This is a genomic window from Roseateles sp. P5_E1, from assembly GCF_054049335.1.
The window spans coordinates 1-12,242 of record NZ_JBFUMN010000092.1 but is presented as its reverse complement, the minus strand read 5'-3'; the positions used below and the strand labels follow the sequence as shown (position 1 = coordinate 12,242).

Annotated in this window: 11 protein-coding genes; 9 read left to right on the top strand and 2 right to left on the bottom strand. The window is 65.6% G+C overall.

Going from position 1 to position 12,242, the window contains the following annotated elements; genetic code table 11:
• The 7 genes from ACXJKJ_RS29290 to ACXJKJ_RS29260 form a co-directional block, all read left to right on the top strand.
• Positions 1-1,267: filamentous hemagglutinin family protein (locus ACXJKJ_RS29290; protein ID WP_457394680.1), on the top strand; the 1,267-nt coding region annotated here is incomplete at its 5' end.
• A 14-nt stretch (positions 1,268-1,281) separates the two neighbouring features.
• Positions 1,282-2,967: a DUF2341 domain-containing protein gene (locus ACXJKJ_RS29285; RefSeq protein WP_457355331.1), complete on the top strand. Its 1,686-nt coding sequence runs from the start codon at positions 1,282-1,284 to the stop codon at positions 2,965-2,967.
• A 14-nt stretch (positions 2,968-2,981) separates the two neighbouring features.
• Positions 2,982-3,395 carry an ExbD/TolR family protein gene (locus ACXJKJ_RS29280; RefSeq protein WP_457355333.1) on the top strand — a complete coding sequence of 138 codons (414 nt, stop codon included), beginning with the start codon at positions 2,982-2,984 and terminating at the stop codon, positions 3,393-3,395.
• Positions 3,396-3,399: 4 nt separating this feature from the next.
• Entirely contained in the window at positions 3,400-3,801 is a 402-nt protein-coding gene (locus ACXJKJ_RS29275; RefSeq protein ID WP_457355335.1) for an ExbD/TolR family protein, read from the top strand.
• Position 3,802: 1 nt separating this feature from the next.
• A complete protein-coding gene (locus ACXJKJ_RS29270) occupies positions 3,803-4,480 on the top strand; it encodes a TonB C-terminal domain-containing protein (protein WP_457394678.1) in 678 nt (225 codons plus the stop codon).
• Between the two features lie 21 nt (positions 4,481-4,501).
• A complete protein-coding gene (locus ACXJKJ_RS29265) occupies positions 4,502-6,154 on the top strand; it encodes a putative porin (protein WP_457394675.1) in 1,653 nt (550 codons plus the stop codon).
• Between the two features lie 2 nt (positions 6,155-6,156).
• Positions 6,157-6,795: a hypothetical protein gene (locus tag ACXJKJ_RS29260; protein ID WP_457394673.1), complete on the top strand. Its 639-nt coding sequence runs from the start codon at positions 6,157-6,159 to the stop codon at positions 6,793-6,795.
• A 485-nt stretch (positions 6,796-7,280) separates the two neighbouring features.
• Here the strand turns inward: ACXJKJ_RS29260 and ACXJKJ_RS29255 are convergent, their stop codons facing one another.
• Positions 7,281-7,700: a hypothetical protein gene (locus ACXJKJ_RS29255; RefSeq protein WP_457394670.1), complete on the bottom strand. Its 420-nt coding sequence runs from the start codon at positions 7,698-7,700 to the stop codon at positions 7,281-7,283.
• A gap of 293 nt (positions 7,701-7,993) precedes the next feature.
• Here ACXJKJ_RS29255 and hsdR point away from each other — a divergent pair, with 293 nt between their 5' ends.
• Together hsdR and ACXJKJ_RS29245 are read left to right on the top strand one after the other, a co-directional pair.
• Positions 7,994-11,407, top strand: coding sequence for a type I restriction-modification system endonuclease (hsdR, locus tag ACXJKJ_RS29250; RefSeq protein ID WP_457394667.1), 3,414 nt, complete (start codon positions 7,994-7,996; stop codon positions 11,405-11,407).
• Between the two features lie 20 nt (positions 11,408-11,427).
• Positions 11,428-12,051, top strand: a complete 624-nt coding sequence (locus tag ACXJKJ_RS29245) for an N-6 DNA methylase (RefSeq protein ID WP_457394664.1) — start codon at positions 11,428-11,430, stop codon at positions 12,049-12,051.
• Here ACXJKJ_RS29245 and ACXJKJ_RS29240 read toward each other — a convergent pair.
• Positions 12,033-12,242: IS3 family transposase (locus ACXJKJ_RS29240; protein WP_457392165.1), on the bottom strand; the 210-nt coding region annotated here is incomplete at its 5' end. The two genes, ACXJKJ_RS29245 and ACXJKJ_RS29240, sit on opposite strands and share 19 nt — an antisense overlap.

Sequence of the window (12,242 nt, the reverse complement as noted above, 5' to 3'; positions counted from 1 at the left end):
CGCCGGCATCGCCGGCTTCGTGCGCGGCCTGCCGGCCCGCGCCGACGAGGCCGAGCAGCGGCTGCGCATCGCCGCGCTGCTCGGTGTCGCGCTGGGCGACGCCCAGGTCACCGACTACGCCGCCAAGCTCAAGGGCACGAGCCAGCCAGCTTGGAGCGATCTCAGTGATGCGCAGGCGCTGAAGGTCTTCGAAAGTCTTCCGGAAACCCAGCGCGCCACGGTCACGGCGCCGCTGCTGACGCATCGCCTGACCGGTATCGACACGCCGCGCCGCCAGGAGCTGCTGGCCGCACTGGCCAGCCCGGCCCAACTGCACGCGCTGGGCGACTATGTGCGCAGCCTCGGCGCCGCTCAGTCGGGCGTCGGCGATGCCCAGGCGCTGACCGCCTTCGAGGCCCTGCCACTGACGCAGCAGATGCCCTGGCTGAACCGCCAGCTTGTCACCGAGCTGCAGGCGGCCGGCTCGGCCGCCGCGGCGCTGGCCGGCGACGAGCGCTGGCGCGCCTATGCACCGGGCTATGCAGCCATCAACACCCTCTTCCCCATCGGGGGCCTGACGGCACGACCGAGCGGCGAGCTGCGCCTGCCCACCAGCCAGATCAAGACGCTGCAACAGGCCGACATCCGCCTGCTGGCACCGGGCGGCGGCGCGAACGCGGGCGAGATCGTCGCCAGCGGCCTGCCCAAGCCGCCGACCGAGCTGGGGTTGGTCACCGTCAACGGCGGCGCCATCGCGGCGGCCGTGCGCGATGACTTCGCCGTCAACCAGTCGCGGGTGTTCACGCTGGCCAAGGGCGACCTGCTGCTGTGGGCCTCGGCCGGCAATATCGACGCGGGCCGTGGCGCCAAGACCGTCACCGGTGCGCCAGCCCCCGTGCTGCGTCTGGACGACCAGGGCAACCTGGTGTTCGACACCTCGGGCTCCTTCAGCGGCTCGGGCATCGCGGTGCTGAACGCCGACAGCAACCTCTTCCTGTTCGCGCCCGCCGGCGAGATCAACGCCGGCGAGGCGGGCATCCGCTCCAAGGGCAACGCCACGCTGGCCGCCGAGCGCCTGGTCAACGCCATCGACATCCAGGTCGGCGGCAAGACGACGGGTGGCGGCAAGGTCGAGGCGGCGGCACCCGCGATTGCCGCGCCGGCCAACACGGCGCTGGCCGCCACCAGTGCTGGCCCCGGCAGCAGCGACGGCGACGACGACGAGAAGAAGAAGCGCCGCAGGCGCCGCAACCTGCTGCTGGAGTTCCTCGGCTTCGGCAGCCAGTGATCACGAAAGAAACCATGCGCAAAGCCCTCACCGCCCTCGTCCTGGCCGCCCTGCTGCCGGCCACCGCCCATGCCTGGTGGAACGCTGACTGGAGCGAACGCGCCAAGATCACGCTGAACACCTCGACCCAGGGGCTGGAGACCAAGGAGGCCGCCAGCGGCGTGGCCGTGGCCGTTCGCCTGCATTCGGGCAACTTCGATTTCACGGCGGCCAAGGAGGACGGCAGCGATCTGCGCGTCATCGCCGGTGACGACAAGACGCCGCTGAAGTTCAGCATCGAGCGCTTTGACAGCGTCAACGAGCTGGCGGTGCTGTGGGTGCAAATGCCGAGCGTGCTGCCCGGCAGCGACAAGAACGTTTTCTACGTCTACGGCGGCAATGCCAAGGCGGCGGCCGAAGGCGAAGCCAGCGGCTTCGATGCGGCCACCGTCATCGCCCTGCACTTCAGCGACAAGCCGGCGGGTGCCGACCAACTCGGCGCCGTCAAGCCGCAGGGCACGCTGGTCACCGAGCCCAACGGCCTGCTGGCTACCAGTGCCAAGCTGGGTGGCGAGGCCATCGTCTATGCGCTGTCCGACAAGCCGGTCATCGATGCCGGCAACCAGCTGACGGTCAGCCTGTGGGTCAAGCTCGACGACGTGCAGCGGGTCACGTTGCTGCAGTGGGGCGGGCTGACGCTGAATCTGAACGGCGGCAAGTTCGTCGTGCGCGCTGACAAGGCCGAGGTCAGCGGCGGCGCGGTACCGGTGGCACGCTGGACCCAGGTCGCACTGCGCCTGGGCCTGGGCAAGGCCACCCTGTTCGTCAACGGCGCCCAGGTGGCCCAAGGCGACCTCGCCACGTCGGCGCTGGGCAGCAGCCTGCGCCTGGGCGAAGGTGCACGTGGCCTGATGGACGAGGTGCAGCTGGCTGCGGCCCTGCGCAGCGCGGACTGGATCGCCGTGGCCGCGGGGGCCCAGGGCGCCGAGAGCAAGCTGGTCGCGTCCAACCGCGAAGCCAAGGACGCTGCCGAGGCCGAAGGCGAGAGCCACGGCTATATGGGCATCCTGGTCAAGAACCTGACGATGGATGCCTGGGTCGTCATCGGCATCCTCGGCGTCATGTTCGCCATCGCCTGCTGGGTGATGGTCAGCAAGGGCCTGCTGGTGACCAAGGTGGGACGCGCCAACCGCAGCTTCGTGCTGAAGTTCCGCGACGCCACCGACGATCTCCTGCATCTGGAGGCACACGCGCCGCATCCGCAGTCGCCCATCTACCGCCTCTACCAGGCGGGCGTGCGCGAGCTGGCCAAGCGCAAGGTCGGCGAGGCGGGCGCCAAGCCGCTGTCGGGCGCTTCGCTGGACGCGGTCAAGGCCTCGGTCGATGCTGACTATGTGCGCGAGAACGCCCACCTGAACTCCGGCATGGTGCTACTGACCATCGCGATCTCGGGCGGGCCTTTCCTGGGCCTGCTGGGCACCGTGGTGGGCGTGATGATCACCTTCGCCGCGATCGCCGCTGCGGGTGACGTGAACGTCAACGCGATCGCACCGGGCATTGCTGCCGCGCTGCTGGCAACGGTGGCGGGCCTGGGCGTCGCGATCCCGGCGCTGTTTGGCTACAACTACCTGGCCGCGCAGATCAAGAACGCGACCTCGGACATGCAGATCTTCATCGACGAATTCATCACTCGCGTCGCTGAACTCTACGGCGCCCCCTGAGCTCGGAGCCAGCCATGTCTGCCGACATCAAGGGTGACAACCAGCCCTACGACGACATCAACGTGACGCCGATGCTGGATCTGGCCTACGTGCTGCTCGTCGTCTTCATCATCCTGACGACCGCGTCGGTGCAGGGCGTGAAGGTCAAGTCGCCCGAGACGCGCGCGGCCAACAACCTCGCCAAGCCGCAGACGCGTGCGATCACGATCACGGCCGACGGCGGCGTCTACCTGGACGCCTACCCGGTCGACATGGAGCAACTCAGCCGCAGCCTGGCCCAGTACAAGGCCGCCAACCCGGCTCTGCCCGTGGTGCTGAAGGCCGACGCGGCGGCGCAGTACGAGAAGGTCATGCAGGTGCTGGAGGTGGCCAAGAAGCTGGACATCACCGAGATCGGCCTCGTCACCAAGCGCGCGGAAGGTGGTTGAGAGCATGCAAGTCAACCAGGACGCCAAGCCCTACGACAGCATCAACGTGACGCCGATGCTGGATCTGGCCTATGTGCTGCTGGTCGTCTTCATCCTGATGACGACGGCCTCGGTGCAGGGCCTGAGCATCACCATGCCCAAGCCGAGCAACAAGCCCAGCACCGAGAAGCACGAGCTGAAGATCGTGCAGGTGATGCCCGACGGCGGCGTGCTGCTGAACGGCGTGGGCGTCAGCCTCGTTGAGCTGGAGGCCCAGCTCGGCGCGGCCAAGGCGCGCGATGCGCAGATGTCGGTCGCCATCAAGGGCGATGCGCGCACGCAATACGCCAGCGTCATCGCCGTCATCGACCTGTGCAACAAGCTGCAGGTCAATATGGGCCTGGTGACGAGCCGAATCGGGACGTGACATGAAGGCCAATCACGTCAAGCTCCTTGTCGCCGCCGCCTTTCTGCTGCTCGGCTTGGCCGTGTGGTGGGCGGTCAAGAACATCAAGCCCGACGCCCCCAGGCGCCAGGTCGCCAAGATCTCCATCCTGCCCGACACACCGCCGCCCCCGCCGCCTCCCCCCAAGGAGGAGAAGAAACCCGAGCCACCCAAGGACGAGCCCAAGCAGGTCATACGCGAGGAGCAGCTCAAGCAGGCCGAGGCACCCAAGGCCGCCGAGACCATCAAGATGGAGGGTGCAGCCGGTGACGGCCCCAGCGCCTTCTCGGCCGGCAGCGTGGCCAAGGAATATGCCGGCGGCCCGCCGACCACCGGCGGCGGCGCCGGCCCGGCCGGCACTTCGGCCGACCGCGCCCAGGAGCGCTTCTACGCCAACACCGCGCGTCAGCTGCTCCAAAGCGAGATCGAGCGGCATCTGAAATCCGACGCCGACCAGCTGACGGTCACCTTCGCCGTCTGGCTGACCGGCGACGGCGGTATCCAGCGCTTCGAGCTCAGTCCAAGCGGCAACGACGCCAACGACAACGCGCTGCGCGCTGCCCTCGATGAAACCCGCCGCCAATTCAAGTTGCCGCCGCCACCTGCGCTGGCCCTGTCCCAGCCGATGCGCTTTCGCCTGAGCGTGCGGCCGCAAGCCTGATTCCGACTTTTGTCCCCAGCCATGAAATCCATCCTCGCCCTGCTGACCGCCGCTCTCGTGGCGGCCCCGGTCTGCGCCCAGACCGCCTCCGACAAGGAAGAAATCGCCCGCCTGCGCGCCACCACGCAAGCCCTCATCGACGCCCTGGTCGCCCAGGGCCTGCTGACTCGCGACAAGGCCGAGGCCATCCTCAAGCAGGCCCAGTCCACCGCGGCCGCACCGGCGCCCGCCACCCCGGCCGATGCCGCGGCGCCCAAGGTACTGCGCATCCCTTATGTGCCCGAGACGGTGCGCCAGCAGATGCGCGACGAGATCAAGGCCGAGGTGCTGGCCCAGGCCAAGGGCGAGCGCTGGGGCCAGCCGGACGCCCTGCCCGACTGGGTCGGCCGCATCCGCGTCGGCGGCGACATCCGGGCGCGGGTTCAGTCCGAGTTCTTCGACGACCACAACCTGCCCGCCGWGGTCTATCGCGCCCAGACCGCGTCGCCGGCCTGGGCGCCCGACCTGACCAACACGACGACGGACCGCCAGCGCCTGACCTTGCGCGCTCGCCTGGAGGTGGATGCCAAGCTTAGCGACCAGGTACTAGCCAGCGTGCGCCTGGCCACCGGCAATACGGCCAACAGCGCCACGTCGACAACGCAGACACTGGGCAACGACTTCAACCGCTACACCATCGGCCTGGACCGCGCCTACATCCGCTGGCAGCCCCCGACCTTCAGCAACGGCCTGTCCGCCGACTTCGGCCGCCTGCCCAACCCCTTCTACAGCACGGACCTGGCCTGGCCCGACGACCTCGCCTTCGACGGCGTGGCCGCCAAGCTCAGCCATGCCTTCACGCCGCAGCGCTCGCTGTTCGCGACGGCCGGCGTTTTCCCGCTGGAAGAGCTCAACCTCAGCACCCACGACAAATGGTTGCTCGGCGGCCAGGTCGGTGGCGAGATTGACCTGGCGCGCGGCGTGCAGTTCAAGCTCGGCCTGGCGGCCTATGAGTTCCATCGCATCGAGGGCCAGCGCGAGGCCAACCCGCCGCCCAGCGGCCCGCGCAATGGCGCAACCAGCTACTTCGCTTCGCAATACCCGGCCAGCCTGCGCTTGAAAGGCAACACGCTGATCAGCCTGAACGACCCGACCAGCACGGCCGCGCCGACCTGGGGCCTGGCGTCGCGCTTCCGCCCCGTCAACCTGACGCTCGGCCTGCAGCTCGACAGCCTGCTGCCAGTGCCAGTCGGCTTCACGCTGGACTGGATCAAGAACACCAAATTCGATCTGAAAGACATCGAGGCCCGCGCCGGCGTGGCCCTGCCCGATCTGCGCGAGAAGACGACAGCCGTGCAGGGCCGCCTGCAGGCCGGCGCACCGAAGATCTCGCGCCGTGGCGACTGGCAGGCCTTCGCCGCCTTCCGCATGGTTGAGCGCGACGCCTGGGTCGACGGCTTCACCGACACGACCTGGCACCTCGGCGGCACCAACTACAAGGGCTGGAGCATGGGCGGCAACTACGGGCTGGACCGTGGCTTCTGGCTGGGTGTCCGTTGGACCAGCACGCGCAACCTCGACGACGGCGTGCGCTTCCTGGCCGTGCCCAGCGACCCGACCTCGCTCAGCGGCAACCTGAGCAGTGCGCCGCTGCGCATCGACGTCCTGCAGTTGGACCTGAACGTGAGGTTCTGAAGATGAAGCGCTTCGCCACTCTCGCCCTCGCCGCCGTGCTGGCACTGGGCGCACAGGCCCAGGACGCCAAGCCCTCCAAGGAGCGCGAGGCCCTCCGCCGCGCCCAGACCGCGCTGCGCGCCGCACAGGAGCAGCAGTCCACGCTGCAGGCCGACAAGGCCAAGGCTGAGGCCGACGCGGCGGCCGCGCACAAGGAGGCGTCTAGCGCCAAGGCGCAGATCGCCGGCAGCGCCACCAAGCTCAAGGCGCGCGAAGCCGAGCTGGAAGCACTGCGCACGCAGCTGCAGGCGGCCCGGCAGGCCGAACTGGCCCAGCAGGAGACCGCGGCCAAGGCCGGCGAACGTGAGCAGGCGCTGCAGCAGCAATTGCTGGCCGTCCGTCAGGAGAGCGCCTCGCGCCTGCAGGCGAGTCAAGCCCTCACCCAGCTGCTCGAACGCAGCACCCAAGCCCTGGTCGATGCTGAAGCCAAGAACCAGCAGCTCTACGCACTGAGCCAAGACCTCGTGAAGCGCTGGCGGAGCCGCTCGACTCTCGACACCGCCCTGCTGCAGGACCCCGTCCTGGGCTTGACGGCCGTGCGCTTCGAGGACGAGGCGGAGAAGCTGCGCAGCGAGCTGGAGGCGAAGCGCATCACGCGTTGATGCGGCTCAACGCATCATGGCCGTCTCCACCTCGCGCTAACGAATCCGCTGAAGTTCTGCGGTCCCTGCGACAGGCGCTTGTGGCCGTCCTGCACGACCAGCAAGCCGTCGGCATAGGGGCCGCCCTGGTTGTGCGCCGGGCTAGAGTCGCATGCAGCTTTACATGCCGCCGCGCCTGACGCCGATGCCCGAGCTTAAGCATGGGGTGCAAGGGGTCGCGAGTTCGAATCCCGCCGTCCCGACCAAAAATAAGAAGAGAAATCAAGGACTTAGAAGCGAAAGCGGCTAAGTCCTTTTTCCATTCTGGGCTTGAAAAAGTTCCCAGGGGTCCACCCAGGGGTCCACCGGCAAAAGGCTGCGGGGCGAACTGGGAACTCAACAGGCCGTTGATGCCCGTATTGCTCGCTCGCTATCTACATCGCGGACGACTCGCCGGGCAGACTCCAAAATAAAAGGGCTCTCGTCATCGACGAGAGCCCTGAAGGTTAAAAGACGACCGACACCCTCCGATCGTCTGCAGCAATGTGCGATTTCTGCGTTGTGAAGAACCGAATTTGGATCAGCGGTTCAGCGTTCGACGCGAGCCACAAGAACCAACCTTCGACGCAAAGTTCCCAGTCGATTCCCACGGCGCCTTCAAAGTCTGGGCAACCGGGGTAGTGCTGATCGTCTTCAACGAGGCACAAGGCACCACGCAGGCCTCCGCCAACGTACAGGACGTAGTCGTTTCGGTTGTTGGCGGACTGGTACCAAGCACACACCTCCAAACGGGTCGTGCCTCGCGTACCAGCTTCGTCTGGACTTACGTACACCACGCCTTTAAGAGGTGGCTCGCCGAGGAGGCCAAAGTTCGGATTCGGGTAAAGCACGCCCGTGGCGTTGGCAATGGTAAGTTGGAGGCTCATGAGTTTTTCCTTTGGATGCCAAGCGACTATTCGCCTGGTACCCGTGATGACCCACATCGGCATGTAAGCGGCGGTCCTCTCGCCTTCAATCGGTCTCGGAACGCCTGGCTCACCGCGATGGGCGCTTCTCATCTCGCTCACTTAAGGTTTGGTGAAGATGGTATGAGGCTCGGCCCGAGGTCCACCGAGGCCAGCGCTCGCGAAGAATTGCTTTCGGTACGCGCTGTTCCGGCAAAATCGGCCCACAAAATCCGGCGCGACTAAGAGCGCACGCTGCACGGCAAGGGGAGGCCATGAACGCTGTCAGCCAATCCAACTTCGGCCATCTGAAGGCTCACGACGATCAGTTCGTGCGCCTAGGCCTACTGGCCGAGCGCTATTTCCTCGACGATCCCAACACCTGCCTGCTCAAGCTGCGGCAACTCGCCGAGGGTCTTGCCCAGCTCACAGCCTCTCGGGTCGGCCTATTTGCCAGCGCCGACGAAAAGCAGACTGACCTGCTGCGCCGCCTGCAAGATCACGGCATCCTGCCGCGTGAGGTCAGCGCCCTGTTCCATGAGGTCCGCAAGGCTGGCAACGACGCCAATCACAAGCTAGCCGGCGACCACCGAGTGGCTCTGCTTGCGCTGCGCCTCACCTGGCAGCTCAGCGTCTGGTTCCACAAGACCTTCAAAGACCCGAACTTCAAGTCGGGCGCCTTCGTTCCGCCCCACCCCCCTGAGGACCAGAGCGCGGAGCTCAAGACCGAGTTGGATTCACTACGCGCGGAACTGACCCAGTTCCGGGCCGCACATGAGGGCGTCGCTCAGGCACTTCAGACCACCCAAGCTCAAGTCGCCCTAAGCCAGGAAGAGCGCGCCTTTTGGGAGAACATGGCTGCCGAGGCTGAAGCAGCCAAGGCTGAGCTGGCCGCCCGCCTTCAGACCCTCCAAGCCCAAGGTGCCCAGCAGTCGGCACAGGCGGTAAATCAGTTCGTCGCTGCGGCGAACAGTGCGGCGGCCACGCTGCAGCTCAGCGAAGCTGACACACGCAAGCTCATTGACGAGCAGCTGGTCGCCGCCGGCTGGCAGGCCGACTCCGCCACACAGACCTACGCTAAAGGTGCGCGACCGCAGAAAGGCAAGAACCTCGCCATTGCCGAGTGGCCGACGCAAAGCGGGCCGGCCGACTATGTGCTCTTCGTCGGATTGATGCTTATTGCCATCGTCGAAGCCAAGCGCAAGCACATCGACGTGTCGGGCGCTCTGCAGCAGGCCAAACGCTACAGCAGGAGCTTCAAACCATCCGCCGAAGTCGAGCTACCTGCCACGTCCTATGGTGCGCAGGGCGAATTTTGGGTGCCATTTGTGTTCTCAACCAATGGGCGCCCCTACCTTCGGCAGCTCGCCGAGCAGAGTGGCGTTTGGTTCTGTGACGTGCGCCGGCCTGAGAACCTGGGACACGCGCTCGACGGCTGGCATACCCCAGAAGGTCTGCTGGCCCTACTCCAGCGCGACGAAGACCAAGCACATGCGGAGCTGGCCCAAGCGCCTTTTGACTACGGCTTTCCGCTGCGCCCCTACCAGCAGCGTGCCATCCTGGCCACGGAAGCCAGCATCCGAGATGGCCAGCGCGCAATCCTGCTGGCCATGGCCACGGGCACCGGTAAGACTAAGACTTGTATCGCGCTGATCTACCGTCTGCTCAAGGCCAAGCGCTTTCGGCGCATTTTGTTCCTCGTCGACCGCTCTGCGCTGGGCGAACAGGCTGCCAACGCGTTCAAGGACACGCGCATGGAGCGCTTGCAGACCTTCGCTGACATCTTCGGAATCAAGGAGCTGGAGGATCAGGCGCCAGACGGCGACACCGCTGTTCACCTGGCCACAGTGCAAGGGATGGTGCAGCGCGTGCTCTACCCCAGTGATGGCACTACGTCGCCGCCCATCGACCAGTACGACTGCATCATCGTGGACGAGTGCCACCGCGGCTACCTGCTGGATCGCGAGCTTTCCGACACTGAGCTCAGCTTCCGCGGCTACGACGACTATGTCTCTAAGTACCGGCGCGTGCTGGACTACTTCGATGCGGTGAAGGTCGGCCTCACCGCCACGCCGGCGCTGCACACAACGCAGATCTTCGGAGCGCCGGTCTTCACCTACGGCTACCGTGAAGCAGTCGTGGACGGCTATCTGGTGGACTACGAGCCACCCATCCAATTGCACACCTTGCTCTCTGACCAGGGCATCACGTGGAAGGCTGGCGAGGAGGTGAAGGTTTACAACACGGGCCGCCAGCAGATCGAGTTGTTCAGGACGCCCGACGACATCAAGCTGAAAGTCGATGAATTCAACCGCAAGGTCATCACGCGGCAGTTCAACGAGGTGGTCTGCAAGTACCTCGCTCAGGAGCTGGACCCAGCATCTCGCCGCAAGACCTTGATCTTCTGTGTCAGCGACGGCCACGCCGACATGGTGGTGGACCTGCTGAAGAAGGCTTTTGAAGCCCAGTACGGCGCGGTGGAGGACGACGCCGTCATCAAGATCACCGGAGCTGCCGACAAGCCGTTGCAGCTGATTCGTCGGTACAAGAACGAGCGCCTACCCAACGTCGCGGTCACGGTCGACCTGCTGACCACCGGAGTAGATGTGCCGGAGATCTGCAACCTGGTGTTCCTCCGCCAAGTGAACAGCCGCATCCTGTTCGACCAGATGCTCGGTCGAGCAACGCGGCTCTGCGATTTCGGCGGGACGGACATGAAAGATTCGTTCCGCGTCTTCGACGCCGTCCGCATCTTTGAAGCCATTGGCGACATGACGGCCATGAAGCCCGTGGTCGTCAACCAGAAGATCACCTTCACGCAACTGGCGCAGGAACTGGCCACGCTGAAGGACGAATCGGCGACCGAACTGGCACGTGACCAGTTCCTGGCCAAGCTGCAGGCCAAGAAGCGGCACCTCACCGACAAGAACCGGCAGGACTTTGAAGCAAAGGCGGGCATGCCAGTGCAGGCCTTCGTGCAGAAGTTGAAAGCCATGCCGCTGTCCGATGTGGCTGCCTGGTTTGTGCAGAACCCGGAACTGGGCGAGCTGCTCGACCAGCGCAGTGACGGTCCCGAGCGCGAGCTGTTTGTGTCGGAGCATGCCGATGCCTTCGACCGTGCCGAGCGCGGCTACGGCAAGGGCAAGAAGCCCGACGACTACATCCGTGCCTTCAGCGAGTTCATCAAGGCGCAGGGCAACCAGATCCCGGCGCTCGTTACCGTGCTGACGAGGCCCCGCGAGCTGACTCGTGCTCAGCTCCGCGAGCTCGTCCTGGCACTGGACAGGGCGGGCTTCACCGAAACCAACCTCTCATCAGCATGGCGGGAACTCACCAACCAGGACATCGCGGCCCGCATCGTGGGCTACATCCGCCAAGCGGCCATCGGTGACCCACTGCTACCCTACGCCGAGCGCGTCGATCGTGCCCTCCAGCATCTGCTCGCCCACCCGCCTGCAGGCAACACTTGGAGCACGCCGCAGCGCGATTGGCTCAAACGGATCGCTGCGCAGACAAAGGCCAACGTGCTGGTGGATCGCTCCGCCATCGACGACCCCGATCTCATCTTCAAGCGCGAGGGTGGAGGCTTCAGTCGGCTGGACAAGGTCTTCAATGGCCAACTCCAACCCGTGCTTGATGCCTTCAACGACGCGCTGTGGGCTTTGCCGCCCGAATCCGCCAACCGCTGACTTTTCTCTGACCTCTATCCATGTCCAACCACACTGCTGCACTCGACATYGGCGCCAAGCTTTGGTCGCTGTGCCACGTGCTGCGCGATGACGGTGTCACCTACCACCAGTACCTGAGCGAGCTGACCTACCTGCTGTTCCTGAAAATGATGAAGGAGACCGGTCAGGAAGACCGCCTCAAGGTCTGGAAGCGTCCCAAGAAGTCCGAGCCGCCCGTCGAGCAACCCGGCACGCGTTGGGACGATCTGCTCAACGCCTCAGCTCCTGAGCGGCTAGACACCTACAAGGAGATGCTGTTGGACTACGGCCTGCACGGCCGAGGCGCGGTGCAGGAGATCTACGCCAACGCCAACACTTTCATCACCAAGCCTGCCACGCTGAGCAAGCTGGTGACCGACATCGACAGCCTGGACTGGTACAGCGTCGATAGGGATGACCTGGGCGACCTGTACGAGGACCTGCTGGAACGCAACGCCGGCGAGAAGAAGAGCGGTGCAGGACAGTACTTCACGCCCCGGCATCTGATCGACAGCATCGTGGCGGTTATGCAGCCAAAGCTGACCGACGTGATCCAGGATCCAGCCGCTGAACCGCCCCGGGATCTATGGAGGCCCGTTGGCTTGAGTCAGACCGCTGCGGTCTGAGACTCAAGAATTCGATAGTAGTTGGCCTCGAACTCTGCCGGCGGCACATGGCCGAGGGGTTCGAGCAGGCGGCGGTGGTTGAACCACGACACCCATTCGAGCGTGGCAATCTCCACCGCCTCGCGCGTCTTCCAGGGCCCGCGCCGGTGGATCAGCTCGGCCTTGTACAGCCCGTTGATCGTCTCGGCCAG